The sequence below is a fragment of the Actinoplanes siamensis genome (assembly GCF_016862395.1).
GTDB lineage: Bacteria > Actinomycetota > Actinomycetes > Mycobacteriales > Micromonosporaceae > Actinoplanes > Actinoplanes siamensis.
In genome coordinates this window covers 1-19,714 of the sequence record NZ_BOMW01000098.1, presented here as the reverse complement: position 1 = coordinate 19,714, position 19,714 = coordinate 1, and the positions used below count along the sequence as shown (strand labels likewise).

The following is a 19,714-nucleotide window of genomic DNA, read 5'->3' as shown; positions in this document are numbered from 1 at the left end:
GGCGGGAGCAGCGCCCCGGGCAGGCGAAAGGCCCCCGCCGCAACCGGCGAGGGCCTCCCGAACACCAGGAACTACTTGTTGATCTTCTGGTTCCAGACGAACCCGGCCGACGTGTTGCCGGCCTTGTCCACCGCGCTGTAGCTGACCCGCAGCGTGCCCGTGGTGACCCCGGGCAGCCGGACGGACCAGGCGGTGCCACCGACCGCGGCGTTCAGCAGGTCGGCTCGGGAGATCGCGGCCTCCTTCGTCGCCGACTTCCACCAGGTGCCCTGGTGGAAGAAGTACCACTTGCCGTCCACGCGGTACTCCACGGCCTTGGCCCGCACGCTGGCCACGCCGGCACCCTGGTCGGTGACGTTGCCGTGCAGCTTGGACCAGGACGCCGGCACGTTCGCCGGGTCCGGCACGATCAGGGTCGGCACCGGCGCGTAGACGTCCTCGAGGACCTGGACGACGCCGGCGGTCGCCGTGGCGCCCGCACCGATCGCGTTCACCGGCGTCACCTTGACGGTGTACGTCCCCGGCTTGGTGTAGGCGTGCGCCACCATGATGTTGGCCGACGCCTCGCCGGTGAACCCGTCACCCCAGTTGATCTTCACGGCGTCGCCGTTCACACCGTTCACCCACACCGTGACGGCCTGGGTCTCCCAGATCGAGGTGCGGTTCAGCTGGTACGTGCCCGCCTGGTCGGCGACGACCACGGTGCCGGCGTCGACGGTGGCCGAGTTGCCCGCCTCGTCGGTGACCGTCACCTTGATCGCGTGGGCGCCCGTCGTCGCGAACTTGTGCGCGACGGTCTTGGCGCCGGCCTCCAGCGTCTGCGCGCCGGTGCCGTCGCCCCAGTTCACCACCTGGGCGATCTTCGCCGGGTCGGTGGTGTCGTCGGTCAGCGCCTCGCGGGTCAGCGTGACGCTCTGGCCGGTCCAGATGCTGCCCGCGTTCACCTCGTACGACCCGCTCGGCGCGGTGGTGTCGGCCGGCGCCTGGTACACCTTGGTGCGGGGCTCCTGGTCGGCCTTGACCGGCGAGTGCGTCCGGAAGTAGTTGACCAGCATGGTCAGGTCGTTGTCACCGGTGGTGACCTTGTCGGTGCCCTTGCCCAGGGTGGCGAAGTTGTCGCCGCCCCCGGCCAGGAACGAGTTCGACGTGACCCGGTACGAGGCGTCCGGGTCGATCACGACCCCGTTCAGCTTCAGCGTGGACGCGATGACGTGCGAACCGCGCGGCGCCTTCGGGTCGTACTCGTAGGTCAGACCCTTCGACGAGCCCAGGTGCAGGATCGGCCGGGACGCGGTGTCCGGCTGCCACTGCTCCTCCAGGACCTGCTTGATCTGCGAGCCCTTGAGGGTCTGGGTGACCACGTCGTTGGCGAACGGCTGCACCGCGAAGGCCGCCGAGTAGGTGACCGTCCCGTCCGTGCCGCGGGCCAGGTCGGCGCGGAGGCCGCCCGGGTTCATGAAGGCGATCTGTGCCCCGCCCCGGCCCGGGTCGCTGGTCTGGTCGAGCTGCACGTCGGCGATGAAGTTGCCCATCGGGGACTCGGCGCCGCGGTTCTCGGCGCCGTCGGCGGTGTACGCCCGCTTGATGTCCGCGGTGATCGTGCCGAGCTTCTCCTTGCCCAGGACCTCGGCGTTCGCCTTCGCCTTGGTGACGATGTCGGCGACCGCCGCGTTCGCCGGCTGGCCGGTCACGTTGATCAGCTCGGCGGTCGAGCTCACCACAGTCCTGGTCGCCGGGTCGTACTTCAGGGTCGCCCGGCCCAGCTTGACGCCGTAGTCCTCGGCCTGGATCACCGGACGCTCGCGGTCGGTGCCCGGAACCGCGATCTCGAACGCGTACGGCTGGTGGGTGTGCCCGCCGAAGACCACGTCGATGTTCGCGTCGACCTTGGTGAACTCCCCGAAGACCGGGTCGTTCCGCAGGGCCTCGGCGGAGGCGATGTTCTCGGTCGCCGCGCCCTCGTGGGCCAGCAGCACGATCACGTCGGCCTCGCCGTTGGCCTCGTCGCCGTCGGACAGCTCGCCGGCGACCCGGTTGGCCTCCAGCACCGGGTCGTGGAACTCCACGCCCTTGATGCCGTCCGGGCTGACCAGCGTGGAGGTCTGCTCGGTGACGACGCCGACGTAGCCGACCCGGACGCCGTTCACGGTCTTGACCGAGTACGCCGGCAGCGCCCGCTTGCCGCCCTGGTAGACGTTCGCGCCCAGGTAGGGGAAGTCGGCCCGGTCGGTCACGCGGCCGGTCAGGTCGGCGATGCCCTTGTCGAACTCGTGGTTGCCGACCGCGGAGACGGCCAGGCCGCCCGCGTTGAGCGCGTCGATCGTCGGCTTGTCGTTGTCGATCGCCGAGATGAACGTCGACGCGCCGATGTTGTCACCGGCCGAGCTGAACACCGTGTTCGGGTTCTCCGCACGCAGCTTGTCGACCAGGCCGACCAGCTGAGCCGCCCCGCCGACGCCGGTCGAGGGGGCCTCCAGGCGGCCGTGGAAGTCGTTGATGTTCAGCAGCTGCAGGTCGATCGGCTTCGGCGCGCCGGTGTCCAGGCCGATCACGACCGGGTCGTGGTCGCTGGCCCGGTACGGGTCGGCGTTGTAGAACGGCGCCCAGCCGTCGTACTGGTACGCGTACGACTCGACCGAGTTGATGTTCCAGATGTCCACGCCGGTGACCCGCTCGGTCAGCGACGGCGTGGTCAGCGCGTGGTCGAGCGAGCCGGACTCGCCGCCGAAGACGTACGAGTTCTTGGCGGGCGCCTTGGTGGTGTGCACGTCGGTGTAGCCGGCGTCGTAGAGGACCTGCATCGGGTCCTCCTGGGTGTAGGAGTTGAAATCCCCGAGCAGGATCACCTTGTCGGTGCCGCTGTCCTTCTCCACCCCCTTGACGAAGTTCACCAGCGACGCCGCCTGCCGCTTGCGGTCGCCGTTGTACGAGCCCTGCCCGTCCCCGGTGTCCACGTTGTCGCCGGTCGGGGTCACCGAGGCGCCCTTGGACTTCAGGTGGTTGGCGACCACTGTGAAGTCGATGCTGCCCGAGGTGAACGTCTGCGCGATCGGCTCACGCGCGTTCGCCCACACCGTCTCGTCGCTGATCGACCGGGACGGGCCCTTCGGTGTGACCGTGGCGGGCTTGAAGATGATCGCGGTGGTGATGAGGTCCTGCTGCTCGGCGCCGGGCAGCTCGGCCGGCGTCCGGACGTAGTCCCAGGTGCCCGCGCCGTCCTTCGCGTTCAGCGCGGCGACCAGGGTCTTCAGCGCCACCTGCGGGTCGTTCGGCTCGAAGCGGACCGAATTCTCGATCTCCATGAGCGCTACCACGTCGGAGTCCAGCGCGGAGATCGCCGAGACGATCTTCGCCTGCTGCTTGGCCAGCGCGGCCGCGTCCTTGGCGCCGCGGGCCTCGCCACCGAAGTGGACGAAGTAGTTCAGCACGTTGAAGCTGGCCACCTTGATGTCGCCGCCCACGGCCGCAGGCTTGGCGGTCCGCGGGTTGGCGTCGTCGAAGGTGGTGCGATTCGCGGCGGAGGTCTCCGCGGTGACCGGGGTGGTCGGCTCGAGCAGCCAGTCGCCGTACGCGTAGTCGAGCACCACCGGCCCGAACGAGGCGACCCGGTCACCAGCCCGGACCGGCGCGTCCGCGGTCAGGTACGGCGGGGCGATGCCGGCCGTGGAGAGCGTGGTGGTCCGGGCGTCGTCCAGCAGGATCCGGCCGGCCCGGTTCGCCTCCTTGAGCGCCTTCGCCTCGTCGCTGCCCGCCTTGGCCACGTCGGTCGGCACCTTCGCGACCTTGGTGCCGGCGTTCAGCACGACCTCGCCGTACTGGGTGAGGTAGTACGGGTCGGACACCGTGTAGTCACCGACCGGCGCGACCAGCATGCCCTCGAGCGACTCACGGACCGCGTCCGGGGCCGGGAGGGTCAGCGGTGAGGCGCCCGGCAGCTTCGCGTCGTGCGCGCACACCTGGGTGTCGGCCTTGGCGGCGAGGGTGAGCTCGGTGAGCGTGTTGGACTCGCTGACCGTGCCGGTGACCCGGACCTGGTCGCCGATCGCGACGCCGGGCAGGGTGGCCGCGGAGCCGAACACGAAGATCGCGTCGGAGGCGACGCCCTCGGCGGCCGGGTGGCCGCTCCCCGCGGTCTGGATGTAGAAACCACTGAAGCCACCCGTGCGGTGATCGGCGGTGACGACGCCCTCGACGGTGACCTTCTTGCCGGCCAACGGGGACGCGGCGCCGGTGCCCTGCACCTCGGCGATGGTGTTGGTGACCTCGGTGGCGCAGCCGGTGCCCGGCTCCTGGGGGCCGGTCCCCCCGCCGCCGGCCTTGTTGACGGCGCCGAACGAGTTCTCCGCGGCGGGCTGCCACTTGCCATCGATCTTCTGCAGCGACTGCCCGACCGGGACCGCGACCTCGGTGACGCCGATGTCGGTGCTGGTCCGGCCGGCGGCCGGGCCGTTGGCCGCGGTCAGCACGCCGCCGTAGCTGATGAACTCGGTGACCGTGCCGTCCGGCTTGACCAGGGCGATGCCGTCCGGGTTGCCGTTCTGGACGCCGTTGGCGGGGTAGGTCTGCACGACCACGCCGGCCGCCGGCACGACGCCGGAAAGCGTCTTGGTGTCGTACGACGCGTTGCCGCTGCCGTTGTAGAGAACGATCTTCCAGCCGGTCAGGTCGAAGTCGACCGGAGCCTGGATCTCGATCGCCTCACCGGAGTCGGCGCCGGCGTTGTCGTAGTGGATCTCGCTGATGAATGGGATCTGAGCCTCGGCCGCGAACGCCGGCCCGGAGAAGCCCAACCCCAGCGCGGTCGCGAGGGCCGCGGCGCCGAGTGCTCGAAGAGCCTGCGGGCTCGCAGCGGCGCTGACGCTGCGTAGATATGGACGCATCGAAACAGGTCCTCCGATGGAAGTGAATGCGCCGCAGAGTAGGGATGCCCGGTGACGATTTCTTCTCTTCCAGGTAACGGAAAGGGATTGGACCCACAAAGGACGTGGGTGAATCCCCCCTTAACGTCCGCTCATCGAGATCATACGTGAGCTTCGGGCCGTCCATTACGGACCGTCACCTGTCGGCTGTCTATACAGCGAGTGACGAAACGTCCCCGTTCTGACGCTGAGGTCCGCGCCCGACTGCCGATCTGGACCGGGACAACCACGCGGCGGGCCGCCTGCCCACCAGTGATTCGTTTCCGTTCACACGGTCACGGAAGTGGCTGGGCCGCGGGTCGAGCTCGCCACGTGTCTCCCGGTCCGGCTATCAGATCCGGAGCCCTTCATCCGCGCGCGCCGCCCGTCGCGGTCCCTCTTGTCGGGTCGGCCGGAATGAGCGGCTTCGGCGCCGATCGCGATCGGGCAGGACCGGAAAGTATGAGATCAGGTGTTAGGTGGATCAGGTCCGTTCTGTCAGGGTAAGGACGGCTTTGGGTAGTGACAGAAGGGATCGATGATGCAGAAGACCATGCGCGGACTGGCGCTGGCGGGCCTCGGCATGCTGGCCGGCCTGGCAGTGGCGAGCGCTCCGGCCTCGGCGGCGCCCGCGGCCGGGCAGCCGGGCGGCGGCGCATCGGCCGACCAGCAACGGAACACGTGGGACGACGACGAGGTGGTGGGCTACTACCGCGACTTCTGGTCCTGCGAGCGGGCCGGGATGGTGGGCCAGCGGTTGCGCTCCTGGAGCGACCACGAGTGCCTGCGGGTCCGGCACGGGATCCGCCGCGGGGCGTTCGCCCTGATCGTGGACCGCAACGACAGGAACGACAGGTGGGACGGCCGGTGGCGGCCGGGGAACTGGCCGGCGGACTGGCCGTACCGCCCGCAGTGGCCGGGCGCCGGCCGCCCGGCCCCGGACCGCCCCGACGGCCCGGACCGTCCCGATCGGCCGGGCCCCGGCGGCGCGGGTCGCCCGGACCGGCCCGGCAACGGCGGCCCGGGTGGCGGCGGACCTCGCACCACCCGCTGACGTCGACGGCACGACCACGGGCCGGGCGCGGGCCGGGCCGTACCGGATCGTGCTTTCAGGATTTTCGGGTTGACCAGGCGCGGAAGGCTCCCACCGCGACCACCGCGATGATGAAAAGCGGGCACAGAAGTACGGCGGTCAGCCCACCGGTGCGGGCCTGCACCTCGCTGGCCGTGCCGCTCGTGGCGTCCGCCTCCACATGGGACCCCGCAGGCAGCTCGGAGCTGGACCGGAAGCTCACCTGCCGGACCGGTCCGTCCCCGTCCGGGGTGAAATCACCGGCGCAGGTCCACTGGATCCGCTGGGCGCCACCGCCCGCCGGGTTGCAGACGGTGACGACGACTGTGCCGGACTGGCCGAACAGGCGCGCCCGGAAGGTGGACGGCGGCATCCACACCAGGCCGGCACAGACGAGCACCAGCAGGATCCCGGCCAGCAGGGGCAGGGGTCGCCTACTTGTCATGATCGGTCCTCGGCGCGGCGGGGGCGGCCGGTGAGCCGCCCCCGTCCGGTCAGCTGAAGTACTGCGCCCACACCCCTCCCCCACAGTCGTCGTCGCAGGCGTACGACGCGCTCCACACCAGCATCCGGCCGTCGGCGGTCAAGTCGAAGCTCAGGTCGTAGAACCCCGGCTTGTCCGAGGGCCGGCCGATCTTCGCCGACGTGCCGAGTGAGGCACTGTAGACGAACCCCGTCTCCAGTTCGGTGCCCTGAGAATAGGCCAGCGTGCGGCCGTCGGCCGAGAGCTCGTCGGCGGCCACCTGGTTGCCGGCGGGCGGGGTCAGGACGATGTCCGTCACGCTCACCCGGGCGCCGCCGACCGGCTTGATCACGATGCCGGTCTTCTTGGCCGCGGTGGAACTGGGGTCGGTGTAGCTGAACGAGATCGTCGTGCCGTCGCCCGAGATGGCCGGCCGCCAGGACTCCTCCTTGGCCCGCGGGGTGGCGGTCAGGTCGGTGGTGGCGCCGGTGGACGCGTCCCAGAGCAGGGCGTGGCGCTGGGCCACTCCACTGACCAGGGCGGCGTCCTCGTACGCGATCCGCGTCCCGGAACCGGACATCGAGAACCAGCCGACCTTGCGGATGTCCGGGCTGGCCGTGCAGGACGACTGCAGGAAACAGTTGTCGATCTGCTGGGCGGCGCCGCCCGGGACCCGGCGGTAGATGTGCGCGGTGACGTCGCCGTACGCGAAGGCCACCACCGTGCCGTCGTCGCTGAGCCGGGGCGCGCCGGGGTAGCCGCCGGCGGCCAGCCCGGCGGTGGCGTTCCAGGTCGCCTTGGTGCTGACGTTGTGCACGTAGAGCGACCCGAACCCGGAGCCGGTGGCGTAGGCGACCACCGAGCCGTCGTAGTTGCTGGTGAACCCGGGCGGCAGCGCGCTCGTGCTGCCCGGCATCCGGACGAATCCGCCGGCCGTGACCGGGGTGCGCCCGTCCAGCGCCCGGGACACCACCACGATCTCGCCTGTGGTGAGGTCCTTGCGCACCAGGTACTGCACCGCGCTGCCGGCCACGTAGATCTCCGGCGGCGCCAGGTTGCTCTGCGCCTCCACCAGGAAGAACGCGAACCGGCCGCTGCCCGAGACGGCGACGCCGTGCGCGCCGGCCATGGCCCGTACGTCCGGCTTGCCGAGCTCGTCGACAGCCACGTTCGTGCGGTAGCCGATCTGGACCGGGCTCTCGGCGGGCACGACCGCGTTGGAGACCGCGGGCGGTCCGGCGCCGCGGTCGTTGGTGGCACGGACATAGACGAGGTACGAGACCCCGGGCGCCAGCCCGCGCACCCGCGCCGTGGTGGCCGGTCCCTCGACGCGGGTGGTGGCCGTCGGCGGATAGGTGGTCAGCACGTAGCCGTTGACCGGGTGACCGCCGTCGTTCCCGGCCGGCGTCCACTTGACGTTCGCGGACAGCGGTCCGGCCGTGGCCGTGGGGGCGCCGGGCGCGCCGGGTGGGCCGCCGCCGACGATCGCGCTGCCCCGGGCGTACAGGTCGGGGTGGAAGATGTCGGCGGGACTGTACGCCTCGACGGTGGCCACGCCGTTGCGGTCGGAGGTGAACCGGCCGTCGCTGTCGATCGTCCCGGGCCCCTCCACGACGCGCCAGTGGATCGGGGTGTCGTCCGGATAGCCGGTGATCGACACGTTGAAGTCGAGCGGCGTGTTCACCTCGACGTTCTGGCTGGTCGGTGTGACCAGCAGGCCGATGAACGGCCCACCCGAGTTCTTCAGCGTGTAGAAGGCGTCGAGCAGATGGTCGTTACGCCAGTCGATCTCCTTGCCGAAGAACCGTTTGGACTTCACGAACGCGCCGAGCTCGGCCCCGGCCCGCACCTCCCACCACGGGTTCTGCGTGGTGTCCGCCTTGACCTGCAAATACGGGCGGGCCACGATGCCCGGGCCGGCGGCGCCGTAGAAGAACAGCGTGCACTCGACCGGGATCAGCAGTTTGGCCTGCGCCTCGCCGTACAGTCGCAGATCCGACGAGCCGGAGCCACCGTCGTCGATCTTCGTGGCGGTGACCGTGGTGTTCTTCGTGCTGATCTCGGCGCCGAACTCGCGCTTGTAGTCGGCGGCGAGCGTGACGCCGACCGAGCCGTCCAGCTCGAACCGGATCTTCACGTCGAACTCGAGGCAGATGATCACCGGGACCGGGCCGAGCTGCACGTCGAAGCAGCGGCCCTTGATCTTGGCGATCGTCCATTCCTTGTCGTACTCGCGGAACGCGCCCGCCTTGAACCGGGTCTCGATGCGGGTGGCGGCGGTGAGCCGGAACTTGGTGTTGATGCCGGAGCTGGTGATGTCGACGTCGGCCGAGCCCTTCGGGGTCAGCTCGAACTGGGTCTCCGCCTTGCCGCCGTTGCCGTCGACGTTGCGGCCGATGTCGTACGCCAGCTCGACGACCAGCGTGCCGTCCCGCAGGCCGACGTTGGGCGCGGAGGACGCCGCGGGGGCGCCGGCGGCCAGCGTCCGGCCGTGCAGGGTGGGCTCGCGCAGCCGTACGCCGGGCACCAGCGGCACGAAACTCTGCACGTCCGAGGTGTCGAGCACGGAGTTGAGCGCGAGCGAGCCGTCCGTGTAGATCTCGTCGAGGCCGGCTTCGACGGTGGAGACCGCGGTGAGCCCGCCGGACGTGCTCACCCCGGTCGCCCGCAGCAGCATGCCGCGTTCGGCCAGCGGCGTCGGCGGGACCACGAACACGTCACCCTCGTAGACCGGCGCATCGTCCCCGTCGAAGATCAGCGTGCCGTCCTGGTGGACGCTGCGGATGGCGGCCGCCTGCTCGGCGGTCAGCACGGTGAACGCGTCCTTGTAGGTGAGCTTGGGCAGCACCGGCTGGGTCGCCGTGCTGGCCACGCTTGCGCCGGCCGCGTTGGTGGCGGTGACCGTGAACGTGTAGTTGGTGGTCGCGGTCAGACCGGTCAGCAGCGCGCTGGTGCCGGTGGTGGTGGCGGTGACCGTGCCCGGGGCCGCCTTGACGGTGTACCCGGTGATCGCGCTGGTGCCGACGTCCTGCGGCGGCGTCCAGGTGACCCGCACCTGACCCTGGTCGGCGACGGCGGCGCGGACGTCGGTGGGCGCGGCCGGCGCGCGGGCCGCCACCGGCGTGGCCGGTTCGAACGTGGCCGGCGCGCCGGTTCCGGCGGCGTTGGTGGCGGTGACGCTGATCGTGTACGCCGTGCCGTTTGTCAGCCCGGTGATGCCGGCGACGGTGGTGTCCCCGGGGATCGCGATGGTCCGGCCGCCGGGCTGGACCGTGACGGTGTACCCGGTGATCGCCGAGCCTCCGTCGGTGGGCGCGGTCCACTGGGCGTCGATCCGGCCGTTGAGCCGGACCAGCGGGCCCAGCGACGGCTTGAGCGGCACCGACGCGGCGACCGGCCGCACCGGGTCGGACGGCGGCGAGGCCGCTCCGGCGCCGATGCCGTTGACAGCGGTGACGGTGAACGTGTAAGCCGTGCCGTTGGTCAGCCCGGACACGATCGCCTCGGTGGCCGAGCCGTCCGCCTCGGCGGTGGCGCCGCCCGGGGCCGCGGTGACCACGTACCTGGTGACGCCGGTGGCGCCGGTGTCCGGCGGGCTCCAGCTGACCCGCACGGCCGTGTCCCGGGCGTAGGTGTCCGTCACGTACGGCGCGCCGGGCACCCGGGGCTGCGCCGGCGTGACCCGGTCGGAGGGGGCGGAGGCCGGCGAGTTGCCGACCGCGTTCGTGGCGACCACAGCGAACGTGTACTCGGTGCCGTTGTCCAGTCCGTCGACGACGGTGCTGGTGCCGGTCACCGGCACGCGGCGGCCGCCCGGGCTGACGATGACCGTGTAACCGGTCACCGCGGCCCCACCGTCACCGCCGTTGGCCCAGCTCACGGCGGCCTGGCCGGCGCCCGGCACGGCGCTGACCCGGATCGGCGCGGAGGGCGTCCTGGCCTTCACGAACAGCCCGCGCTGCAGCACCTCGACGGTGGCCGCGGCTGACGACTTGACGGAGAAGGTGCCGTTCGCGGCGACCCGGATGTGGCTGAAGTCGTGCTCCGGCGTGGAGGTGTTGTAGAGCAGGCTGGCGTCGACCGGCGCGGTGCCGCTCGGCCAGGTCTGCACCGTGCCGGCCGCGGTGGCGTTGATCGCGGAGATCCGCGCCGCCACCGCCACCACGTCGCTGGCCGGGTTCCCGCCGAGGGCCGCGGTAGCCGTCTTGGTGGCGCCCGCGGTGTAGGCCGCGCTGTGGATGTACGACCGGTACGACTCCCGGAACGTCGCGCCGGCCAGCGGCCCGGTGGGCTTCTGGTAGTAGCCCTGCAGGTACACGGTGACGTTGCTGGCCGCCGAGCTCTTCACGGTGATGCTGCCGTCCGCGCCGACCGGGATGACGTGCGCCTGGGAGCGTTGCTCGCCGGTGGCGTAGTAGAGGGCGGCGGTGCTCTCGGCGACGGTGGCGCCGGTCGGGTACGCCTGCACGTAACCGGCCGCCGCGGCGGACGTCTCGGCCACCACCACGTTGACCGCAGACACGTCTGCCGTGGCGCCCACCCCGTTCGCGCCGGCGATCGGCACCACGGTGGTGGCGCCCGCGTTCAGCCGGGCGGCGTTGAGCACCCGGACCGGGGCCAGCGGCAGGTAGGTGGCGCCCGCGGTGGCCGGTAGCGGGTCCCACCCGGAGTACCAGCCCACCACCACGATGCGCAGCTTCACCGCCGTGCTGGCGACGAAGGTGAGCTTGCCGCCGGTCGAGGTGGGCAGCTCGTCCATCGTGGAGGCGTTCTTGCCGTTGGTGTAGTTGAGTAGCGTGACCGACTCGGTGGTGGAGCCGGGCGGGTACACCCGCACGTTGCCGTTGGCGGTGTGCCCGGAGACCCGCACCTGGGCCAGCACGCCGAGGTACTCGGTGTTCGGCACCTCGCCGATGCCGACCAGCTTGATGTCCTTGGGCGTGTTGGCGGTCAGCGCCACGTCGGCCGAGGCGACGACCGGCTGGACGGGATAGAACTGGCCGGTCGCGGGCGCCAGCTCCCCGACGGGCGTGGACGCGGCCGCGGCCTTCGCCGCGGGCGGCTGGGGCGGCTGGGGCGCGCGCCGCGACGGCGCGGCGCCGGCCGGGCCGACCGGCAGGAGCAGGAGTGTCAGCAGTGCCGCCAGCAGGACGGCAAGGCGTGATCGTGTTATCAAGTTGTCCCCCGTGATACGTCGTTGCGGGCATCACCCTAGGCGCATCAGCGAGGCATGTCTATGTATCTATAGAGCGGTGGGGAGGATCTTGGCGGTGATGGCCCGGAGCTGATCCACCTCGTCCGGCGACAGGTGATCGAAGATCAGGCGGCGGACCTCCGCCACGTGCCCCGGCGCGGCGGTCTCCAGCAGACGCGCGCCCGGCTCGGTCAGCGTCGCGATCTGGCCGCGCTTGTCGAACGCGCACGCCCTGCGGCACACCCAGCCACGCTGCTCCAGGCTGGCGACCGCGTGCGACAGCCGGCTCGTGGTCGTGCCGACCCGGCGGGCCAGCTCGGTCATCCGCATCGAACGGCCCGGCTCGGCGCTGAGCATGGCGAGAATCTGGTAGTACGCGTGCGGGATGCCGGCGTCGTCCCGCAGCTGCCGGTCGAGCGCGCTGGGCAGCAGCATCAGCAACTGGGTCAGGTTCAGCCAGGCGGCCATCTCCGGGTCGCTGAGCCAGCGGGGCTCGGTCACGACGGCGTCCTGGGTCATGTCGTCTGCATCCCCATGACGTGGGCGTTGATGTCCCGGACCGCCTCGCCGAGCTCCGGGATCTCGGCCACCTCGACGCCGTGGCCGAGCAGGGTCTCCACCCCGGTGCAGTCGGCGAAGCGCAGCGGCTCGCGCAGCGCCAGCACCACCCGGCGGATGCCGGACGCCAGGATCAGCTCGGTGCAGGAGACCGGGCGGGACTTTCGGACGGTGCACGGCTCCAGCGACGTGTACATGGTCACGCCGGTCAGGTCGAGGCCGCGCCCGGCCAGCTTGGCCAGCGCCTCTTCCTCGGCGTGGAAGTGCGGGTCGGTCTCGCCGGTGTACCCGGTGGCCATCGGGTTGCCGGACGGGCCGACCACCACCGCGCCGACGGCATAGTGCGTCGGCGACGGCGGGGAAAGCCGGGAGAGGTCGATGGCCGAGCGGGTCCAGAATCGGTCGGCCTCGGTGGAAAGCGTCATGCGGCACCGGTCAGATCGAGGGTGTGCGCGGTGTGGTCGCGCTTGGCGGCGAGATAACGGGCGTTCGCCGCGGACAGGTGCACACCCGTCCGGACCTGCTCGGTCACCTCGACACCGAGGGTATCGAGCTGCCCGGCCTTGTCGGGGTTGTTGCTCAGCAGGCGGATCCGCTCGACCCCGAGCGCCTGCAGCATCTGGGCGGCGGCGGTGTAGTCCCGCTCGTCCTCGCCGTGGCCGAGAGCGAGATTCGCCTGGTACGTGTCGAGGCCGGTGTCCTGCAGGGCGTAGGCGTCGAGCTTCGCGTACAGCCCGATGCCACGGCCCTCCTGGCGCAGGTAGAGCAGGACGCCGCCGGCCTCGGTGATCCGCTCGGCGGCCTCGCGCAGCTGCGGGCCGCAGTCGCAGCGCTGGCTGCCGAAGACGTCGCCGGTCAGGCACTCGCTGTGCGGCCGGACCAGCGGGTCGGTCGCGTTCCGCCAGTCGCCGAGGCCGAGTGCCAGGTGCTCGCGCCCATCGGCCAGGCCGATGAAGGTGAACACCTCGGCCGTGGTGCGGTAGCCGTCCGGAAACTCCAGCGGCACCGTGACCCGGGTGCGAATTCGTGCCGCCGGAGGCCTCACCCGCGCCGTCGACCGACCGATCGTCACCGTCATCGCAACCCCCATGGTTGTTGAAGTTTCACCGACACTATTCGCCTGTTGCTCTTGAAACTTCAACAAGCCAACGAGTGGGCTACATCACCCGGCAGGCTCGACTCGATCAAAGCATGGGCAAACTTCCCATTACCTGCTATTCGGACGGTACGGGTGGTTCGTACAGCTCCATGGATCAACCGGGTCGGGGGATTCCGCGACGTACACGCATCGCCGAAGGTGGGGTTGTCACCCCAGGTGACCATCGGGTCGACACCGTGGATGCCCAGAGAGGCCCGATCATGATCAACCGCTCGCTCTCCCGGGTCCTCGCGCTGACCGCGCTGCTGGTCACCACGCTGGGCGCGGTGGTCGCCGCCGGCCCGCCGACCTCCGCGGCGACCCGCCCGCCGCGGATCTTCAAGAATGTGGCGTACGCCGAGGCGCAACCCGCCGGCACGCACGGTCACCTGCTCGACCTCTACCTGCCGGCCCAGCCGGCCACCACCCCGCGACCGCTTCTGATCGTGATGGGCGGCAGCGGCTGGTTCGCCGACGACGGCAAGGGGTACGCCCCGGCCCTGGCCCCCTACTTCACGGCGCACGGCTTCGTGGTGGCCGGCGTCTCCACCCGCTCCAGCCAGCAGGCGAAGTTCCCGGCGCAGGTGCAGGACGTGCGGGCGGCCATCCGGTGGCTGGGCGCCAACGCCGGCCGCTTCGAGTTCGACCCCGGGCGGATGGCCGCGCTCGGCGACTCGTCGGGCGGGTGGACCGCCCTGATGGCCGGAGTCGGCGGCACCGGGGTGCGCGCGGTCGTCGACCTGTACGCGCCGATCGACTTCCTGCGGATGGACGAGCACATGCTGCCCGGCGCGTGCGCGGCCTTCAACCGGACATTCCACCTGGACGCGTGCCACGCATCCGCGATGTCCCCGGAGTCGGCACTGCTCGGCTGTCCGATCCTGATCTGCCCTGAGCGGGTCGCCTCGGCCAACCCGCTGAACCGGCTGACCCCGGCGGCGCCGCCGGTCCTGATCATTCACGGCACGCAGGACGGTCTGGTTCCCCTGCAACAGAGCCGGCAACTCTTCGACGGGTTGGCGGCGGCCGGGGTGCCGACGACCTTCTACACCGTGCCGGGAGTCGGCCACAACCGCAACATCGTCTCGGCTGACGCGGGGCGGGCCACGGTGCGGGTCGCCGGGGAGCGGCTGATCCCGGACGCCGCGCACCCGACGTACGCCGTCATCGAGTCATTCCTGCGGGCCGCCCTCCTCCGCGGCGAAGCATCCTCGCTTCCGCACCGCTGAGCCTCTTCCGCTCACGACTGTCGGCGCGCGGCAGGGGGCGGGTCGCGGTGTCCCCTGTTCAATCCCGGGATCGCTCCGAGGATCCACCAGTGCCCGCCCCCGGTAGCCGCGCTGTCCCACACGGGATTGCCCTGACCGGCCAACCGCGCCGCACCGTAACCGGCCGGTACGACATCGCGGCCCGTCCACGGCGCCGGTGAGCGACGCCGCCGGCTGGTGTCAGCCGAAGAGGGCGGCGGGGATGTCGGCGTAGAACAGGGCGGGGTCGCGGGAGAGGGACGCCTTGACGTTGGCGGTGGGCCCGTCCGCGATCACCTCCAGCTTGCCGGCCTCCAGCCCGTCCAGAGCCATGCCGACCACCTCGTGGGGTGGGAGTTTGGGGATGTCGTAGCCGGCCATCATGTCGGTGTCGGCGATAGCCAGGGCCAAGGCGGTGACCTGGGTCTTCTGGCCGGCCAGCTCGAGCCTGACGCCGTTGGTGAGAGACCATTCCGCGGCCTTGGAGGCGGCGTAGCCGTTGCTGGCGGGGGCGAAGGCGTACCAGCTCAACGCGGAGATGACGTTGAGGATGGCGCCGCCGGCAAGCCTCGGGGCGAAGGCGCGGGTGACGTTGAGGGTGCCCCAGAAATTGGTGTCGAACTCGCGGCGGATGTTGTCCGTGGACGGACCGAGGAGCGGGGCGTCCGTGGAAATGCCCGCGTTGTTGACGAGAATGTCGAGGTCGCCCACCTCGGCTGCCGCGGCGTCGATGGAAGCCGGGTCGGTGATGTCCAGCCGGAGGGGGACGACGCCGGGGATGTCGACGCGGTCGGGGCGGCGGGCGGTGGCGTAGACGGTGGTGGCGCCGCGGGCGAGAAGAGCCTCGGCGAAGGCCTTGCCCAGACCACGGTTGGCGCCGGTCACGAGAGCTTTTGTGCCGTTGATCTGCATGCCGCTACGCTAAAACCTCACGTTGACGTCAGAGGCAAGTGTTGCGAGGTAGGTCACTGTGCGGATCGGGGATCTGGCGACCAGCACGCGGGTGAGTGTGCGGGCGCTGCGGTACTACGAGGAGCAGGGGCTGCTGACCTCGGCGCGCAGTGAGAGCGGGCAGCGGCTCTATGGAAGCGCGGCGGTCGACCGGGTGCGGCTGATCCAGCAGTTGTACGGCGCCGGGCTGTCGAGCAAGACGATCCTGGAGCTCTTGCCGTGCGTGGACGCCAAGGTGAGCACGCCGGAGTCGCGGGAACGCCTGGTGGCGGAACGGGACCGGATCACCGCGCAGATCGCCGAGCTGGTCGTCGCCCGGGACCGGCTCAACGACATCATCGACATGACGTCGAGGCCGAACCCGCAGTGCGACTACGCGTGAGGGTGAGGTCGACCTCGGATCCGCGGCGCGGTGGGCGTGCTGGGCGGCTGCGCACCGCCGCGCGTCGAGGATCCTGCTCGCCCGGATCAGGACAGGCACAGCCGCGCACATCGTCTGCACGGTGGACGCCGCCGTCCACTTTGTAGCCGCAGTAGCGTACGACGCTCGCAACCATATGTCTTGCCCCGGCGAACTCCCGCAGCGGAACGTGCCGGCGATTGGCCCAAGCTCCACTGACGAACGTTGATTAAATCATCGACTGAAGCGGGGATGGTTCTTGGCGGCCCAGCTGAGCAAACTTGCCGTGCACACAGTTACGCACAGTTGCCCGAAGGGTTCTATCAGTGAGTTACAGCGCCCCGCCGCCCCCCGGCGACCCAATCATGCAGCCACAGCAGCCGCCGAAGAAGTCCAACATGAAGCTGATCATCGGAGCAGTTGTCGGCGGCGTCCTGGTGCTCTGCTGCGGCGGAGTGACCATCGCCGCGGCGGTCGGCGGCGATGACCCGCCTCCCGCAAAAACGGCCGCCGTGGAGACAAACGCCGCACCGACCACCCCGGCGGAAAGCACCACGGCACCGACAGCGGAAACCACCACCGCAGCACCGACCAGCGCAGCGGCGACCACCGCAGCACCGAAACCGAAGACCCCCACCAAGGCGCCGGCCGAGCCGGAGCTGTCCGTTGAGCAGCAGAACGCCATCAAGACCGCTTCCGACTACCTGGAATATCAAGCGTTCTCCCGCTCGGGCCTGATCAAACAGTTGGAGTTCGAGGGCTACCCGAGAAAGACTGCGACCAAGGCCGTGGATTCCTTGAAAGTCGACTACAAGAAACAGGCTGCCAAGACGGCGAAGAGTTACCTCGAAAACCAGGCGTTTTCCCGCTCGGGCCTGATCAAGCAGTTGGAGTTCGAGGAGTACACGCACGCCCAGGCCGTCTACGGTGTCGATCAGGTGATGTGAGAAGCGCGTGCGACGCCTGATGCGGCTTTGTCCCATGGCGGATGACGGAACGATGGATGACCCCGCGTCCCTGTACCGCTGGTCGCCGCCGCACTTGCCCCGTCAGCCATCCCGTCCGCCGTCGACCCGCCCACCGGGGAGCGGGCATGGTCCCGGGCGCCAAGGTGGAGCGCCCAACCGCACGGTCGCGTTGACGCCAGACCGGGTTGGCACGCCGCTGGCCGGTCGCCAGTACGTGCGGCACGCCGGAGTGTTCCTGTGGCTCAACGCCGGGGTGCCCGCCGCGGACGTTGCTGACCGCGCTGAACACCCCGTCGATGTCTTGCTCGAGGTCTATGCCAAGTGCCTCGACGGTGATCGGGAGCGGTTCAACTCTCGAATCAAGGCTGCGCCGGATGTCTGAATTCCGGGCGCCGGCCTGCGGAAACACTCCAAGATCCATTGCGCGCATTTTGCACGACTGGCGACAAACGGCGGCTTTTGGAGGCATACAGCCGCACATCCACGATCTTGTATCCGCGCAGCTCAGCGGACGCTCTGGTGACCGATAGAGTGCCCCCGGTAGGAATCGAACCTACGACCTGCGGTTTAGGAAACCGTCGCTCTATCCCCTGAGCTACGAGGGCGCAAGTGGTGATCCTACCTGACCAGCGGTGACCACCAGCACCCGATAACACCCACCGCTGACCAGCGGCGCCGTGGCGAGGGCGATCCGGTCGCCGGACCGCATCCGGAGCAACGCGATCGCCACGCGGCCGGTCCGATGGCCACCCATGCGCGGCGCGGACCGCCGTTGCCCACCGGTGACCAAGCGTCTCCGAGCAGTCTCAGAGCAAACCGGGCGACGGCACCGGAGGTTGCGAGGCGTCGCCTTCGCGGAAAGCGACGATGTCCGCCCGTAGCTCATCGTCGTCGACCTCCTCCAGTTCGACGGTGGCGACCAGAGCACGCAGGCGAGCCGACTCGCTGGGGTGGTCGGCCCAGTACTCCGCCGGGACGCGGCTCAGAACGGCGTTCAGTAAGTCGCCCGGGTAGTAGTCGCCCTCGGCCAACGGGTCGCGCTCGAGAATGTCAAGCGCCCGCGGCACCAGCACCGGAACACCTTCACGCTGGCCGAGCAGGACTCTGAGGTCTTCGACCTCAAGCGAGCCGATCGGCTTGCGGCGCAACTCATGAATCGTGGCGATGAGCTTGGTGGCGTCGGCTGGCGCATCGCCCCAGGCGTCGCCTTCAACCTCTTCGAGGGACTGCTCTCGTACGTCGATCATGGCATTTCCCTCTCAGTTGGCGACTCGCGGTACGAACTGCTCGGAGTGATCCAGCAGTCGGCTGGCCTCGCCCAACTCATCCTGCGCGGCAGAGCGCTGTTCCTCGGACAGGCGAGCGTCGCCGACCTCGCGCTTCAACTGCCGGATACGGTTGATCAAGCCTCGCTGCGCGTTGCGAACCTCATCGACATGGTCCCACGGCGTGCCGTCCGACTTACGGGCTACCACTTCCCCGTCAAGCTCACGCCGCGCACCGTCGAGATCCTTCTCGGTAAGGTGTTCCTTCAACCGATCGGTCTTTCGCGGCACTCTTCTCGATGGCTGACTGCCCTGCATCGGCGAGACCGCATCGTCACTCGCCGCGTGCTGCATCAACGATGCCCCGGCCGCCGTGGTCATAGTGGCGCCGGCGGCCAAGCCCGCGGCCGAGACGACGTTGAGCGGAACTCCAACGACGGCGCCCGCGCCCGTCGCGTCGAGAGCCACGCCGAGACCTTCTCCTCCGGAGCTCAGCAGCATCAGCCCGATACCGGCTGCCGCCGTTGCTACCTCACCCGGATGGTGGATCACCGCGTTGCCCGTCGAGGCCAGGGTGTTGACCGCGTCGGCACCGACGTTCTTGAGGAAGTCTCCCGCTTCGTCGAGCCAGGACGACTTGTCAGGTGCCGCGGCCGCTTCGTTGTTCAGGAAGCTTGCCGCTTGGCTACCAGCCCTGCTGACCTGCCCTCGCGCGTAGTTGAGAACATCCTGCGCAGCTTGCCGCCCCGGCTCCCCGGCGTCCACGAACGGCGCGACCTCCTGACCAGGAGCCGCGTACGCGATCGCCTGGTCATGTTCCTGCCGGGCCTGATTGGTGCGGCCTTCAGCTTCGTCCCAAAGGCGGATCGCCTCTCTGGCCTGCTTCTGCGCCCACTCCAGCACGTCGACGTAAATCGACAACGCGTCAGCTGCTGTCTGTAGCGAACTGGCTGCGTCGAACCACTTGGTGGGTTCGTAGCTGAATTTCTCGCGGAAAGCATCGCCAGACTCGCCGACCCAGGCGCCGGTGTCGATGTCGATCAAGCCGTCGCCCGCTGCTTCAGCGCTGGCCGCACGGACTCGAAGTGCACCTACGTTGGCACGGACTGTGGCGAGGTCGCCTGGAACGAGTTCCGTCGCGCTTTGCGTCTCGCCGAGCTCAGCCACTGATGACCTGCGCTCCCGGATCACCACGGAGGCTTGCCGCATTGGTGTTGTCGACAGCTCGGTAGGCCGTCGCTGCTCGTCCGAGGATGTCGCTGACCTTCTTCGCATCCTCGACCAGCAGATCGAGCCCGTCGTTCCAACGGTCGCAGAAGTGCTTCATCGCCCGATGAACGCTGACGTCCCCATAGGCATCTGGCCCGGCATAGACGTCCTTGAGCCGGTGTTTCTCCTGGTCGTTGACGCTGCGTGCGATACCGCTGCTGGCCTGCTCCAGCGACTCGATGTCGACGTGAAATCCAGGACCGTCCATGAATGTAATCCTGCACTACCGCCGCCACCCGGACCATCCTCGAACAGGCGATGCGCCCGGCGTGAGGTCGCAACCTCGCACCT

General features: G+C 69.8%; 15 protein-coding genes and 1 tRNA gene. 5 read left to right on the top strand and 11 right to left on the bottom strand.

The features are described from left to right. Window positions 1–71 precede the first annotated feature (71 nt). Window positions 72–4,880: an ExeM/NucH family extracellular endonuclease gene (locus tag Asi03nite_RS36130; RefSeq protein ID WP_203685017.1), complete on the bottom strand. Its 4,809-nt coding sequence runs from the start codon at window positions 4,878–4,880 to the stop codon at window positions 72–74. A gap of 556 nt (window positions 4,881–5,436) precedes the next feature. Here Asi03nite_RS36130 and Asi03nite_RS36125 point away from each other — a divergent pair. After that, window positions 5,437–5,952, top strand: a complete 516-nt coding sequence (locus Asi03nite_RS36125) for a hypothetical protein (RefSeq protein WP_203685016.1) — start codon at window positions 5,437–5,439, stop codon at window positions 5,950–5,952. A gap of 55 nt (window positions 5,953–6,007) precedes the next feature. Here Asi03nite_RS36125 and Asi03nite_RS36120 read toward each other — a convergent pair whose 3' ends face one another. From Asi03nite_RS36120 to Asi03nite_RS36100, 5 genes are all read right to left on the bottom strand, one after another. Beyond that, the gene (locus Asi03nite_RS36120) at window positions 6,008–6,415 is read right to left on the bottom strand and encodes a hypothetical protein (protein WP_203685015.1); all 408 of its coding nucleotides are present in this window, start codon (window positions 6,413–6,415) and stop codon (window positions 6,008–6,010) included. Window positions 6,416–6,464: 49 nt separating this feature from the next. Continuing rightward, window positions 6,465–11,609: a fibronectin type III domain-containing protein gene (locus Asi03nite_RS36115; protein WP_203685014.1), complete on the bottom strand. Its 5,145-nt coding sequence runs from the start codon at window positions 11,607–11,609 to the stop codon at window positions 6,465–6,467. A gap of 66 nt (window positions 11,610–11,675) precedes the next feature. Further along, complete coding sequence (locus Asi03nite_RS36110; RefSeq protein ID WP_203685013.1) at window positions 11,676–12,146, bottom strand: MarR family winged helix-turn-helix transcriptional regulator; 471 nt, start codon at window positions 12,144–12,146, stop codon at window positions 11,676–11,678. Next, window positions 12,143–12,610, bottom strand: a complete 468-nt coding sequence (locus Asi03nite_RS36105; protein ID WP_203685012.1) for a cytidine/deoxycytidylate deaminase family protein — start codon at window positions 12,608–12,610, stop codon at window positions 12,143–12,145. Before Asi03nite_RS36105 ends, Asi03nite_RS36110 begins: the two co-directional genes overlap by 4 nt. After that, window positions 12,607–13,263 (bottom strand): GTP cyclohydrolase II, encoded by a 657-nt coding sequence (locus Asi03nite_RS36100; RefSeq protein ID WP_203685011.1) that lies wholly within the window; start codon window positions 13,261–13,263, stop codon window positions 12,607–12,609. The genes Asi03nite_RS36105 and Asi03nite_RS36100 overlap by 4 nt, the downstream gene beginning before the upstream one ends. A 281-nt stretch (window positions 13,264–13,544) precedes the next feature. On the opposite strand from Asi03nite_RS36100, the gene Asi03nite_RS36095 reads away from it, so the two are divergent. Continuing rightward, window positions 13,545–14,552: an alpha/beta hydrolase gene (locus tag Asi03nite_RS36095; RefSeq protein ID WP_203685010.1), complete on the top strand. Its 1,008-nt coding sequence runs from the start codon at window positions 13,545–13,547 to the stop codon at window positions 14,550–14,552. 219 nt (window positions 14,553–14,771) lie between these two features. Here Asi03nite_RS36095 and Asi03nite_RS36090 read toward each other — a convergent pair whose 3' ends face one another. Continuing rightward, window positions 14,772–15,482 (bottom strand): SDR family oxidoreductase, encoded by a 711-nt coding sequence (locus tag Asi03nite_RS36090; protein ID WP_203685009.1) that lies wholly within the window; start codon window positions 15,480–15,482, stop codon window positions 14,772–14,774. A gap of 58 nt (window positions 15,483–15,540) precedes the next feature. On the opposite strand from Asi03nite_RS36090, the gene Asi03nite_RS36085 reads away from it, so the two are divergent. The 3 genes from Asi03nite_RS36085 (at window position 15,541) to Asi03nite_RS36075 (ending at window position 17,271) form a co-directional block, all read left to right on the top strand. Further along, window positions 15,541–15,903: a MerR family transcriptional regulator gene (locus Asi03nite_RS36085; protein ID WP_203685008.1), complete on the top strand. Its 363-nt coding sequence runs from the start codon at window positions 15,541–15,543 to the stop codon at window positions 15,901–15,903. 416 nt (window positions 15,904–16,319) lie between these two features. After that, window positions 16,320–16,868, top strand: coding sequence for an Ltp family lipoprotein (locus Asi03nite_RS36080; RefSeq protein ID WP_203685007.1), 549 nt, complete (start codon window positions 16,320–16,322; stop codon window positions 16,866–16,868). A gap of 190 nt (window positions 16,869–17,058) precedes the next feature. Continuing rightward, window positions 17,059–17,271 (top strand): site-specific integrase, encoded by a 213-nt coding sequence (locus tag Asi03nite_RS36075; RefSeq protein ID WP_203685006.1) that lies wholly within the window; start codon window positions 17,059–17,061, stop codon window positions 17,269–17,271. A gap of 150 nt (window positions 17,272–17,421) precedes the next feature. Here the strand turns inward: Asi03nite_RS36075 and Asi03nite_RS36070 are convergent. The 4 genes from Asi03nite_RS36070 to Asi03nite_RS36055 form a co-directional block, all read right to left on the bottom strand. Continuing rightward, window positions 17,422–17,494 (bottom strand) — tRNA-Arg (locus tag Asi03nite_RS36070). A 201-nt stretch (window positions 17,495–17,695) separates the two neighbouring features. Further along, window positions 17,696–18,136, bottom strand: coding sequence for a contact-dependent growth inhibition system immunity protein (locus tag Asi03nite_RS36065; RefSeq protein ID WP_203685005.1), 441 nt, complete (start codon window positions 18,134–18,136; stop codon window positions 17,696–17,698). Between the two features lie 12 nt (window positions 18,137–18,148). Further along, window positions 18,149–19,363: a putative T7SS-secreted protein gene (locus Asi03nite_RS36060; RefSeq protein ID WP_203685004.1), complete on the bottom strand. Its 1,215-nt coding sequence runs from the start codon at window positions 19,361–19,363 to the stop codon at window positions 18,149–18,151. After that, a complete protein-coding gene (locus Asi03nite_RS36055; protein ID WP_203685003.1) occupies window positions 19,314–19,631 on the bottom strand; it encodes a hypothetical protein in 318 nt (105 codons plus the stop codon). Before Asi03nite_RS36055 ends, Asi03nite_RS36060 begins: the two co-directional genes overlap by 50 nt. Window positions 19,632–19,714: the final 83 nt, after the last annotated feature.

Coding starts and splice junctions, on each gene's coding strand:
- Asi03nite_RS36130 (WP_203685017.1), bottom strand. CDS start 4,880: ATGCGTCCATATCTACGCAGCGTCAGCGCCGCTGCGAGCCCGCAGGCT.
- Asi03nite_RS36125 (WP_203685016.1), top strand. CDS start 5,437: ATGATGCAGAAGACCATGCGCGGACTGGCGCTGGCGGGCCTCGGCATG.
- Asi03nite_RS36120 (WP_203685015.1), bottom strand. CDS start 6,415: ATGACAAGTAGGCGACCCCTGCCCCTGCTGGCCGGGATCCTGCTGGTG.
- Asi03nite_RS36110 (WP_203685013.1), bottom strand. CDS start 12,146: ATGACCCAGGACGCCGTCGTGACCGAGCCCCGCTGGCTCAGCGACCCG.
- Asi03nite_RS36105 (WP_203685012.1), bottom strand. CDS start 12,610: ATGACGCTTTCCACCGAGGCCGACCGATTCTGGACCCGCTCGGCCATC.
- Asi03nite_RS36100 (WP_203685011.1), bottom strand. CDS start 13,263: ATGACGGTGACGATCGGTCGGTCGACGGCGCGGGTGAGGCCTCCGGCG.
- Asi03nite_RS36095 (WP_203685010.1), top strand. CDS start 13,545: ATGATCAACCGCTCGCTCTCCCGGGTCCTCGCGCTGACCGCGCTGCTG.
- Asi03nite_RS36090 (WP_203685009.1), bottom strand. CDS start 15,482: ATGCAGATCAACGGCACAAAAGCTCTCGTGACCGGCGCCAACCGTGGT.
- Asi03nite_RS36080 (WP_203685007.1), top strand. CDS start 16,320: ATGAAGCTGATCATCGGAGCAGTTGTCGGCGGCGTCCTGGTGCTCTGC.
- Asi03nite_RS36065 (WP_203685005.1), bottom strand. CDS start 18,136: ATGATCGACGTACGAGAGCAGTCCCTCGAAGAGGTTGAAGGCGACGCC.
- Asi03nite_RS36060 (WP_203685004.1), bottom strand. CDS start 19,363: ATGCGGCAAGCCTCCGTGGTGATCCGGGAGCGCAGGTCATCAGTGGCT.
- Asi03nite_RS36055 (WP_203685003.1), bottom strand. CDS start 19,631: ATGGACGGTCCTGGATTTCACGTCGACATCGAGTCGCTGGAGCAGGCC.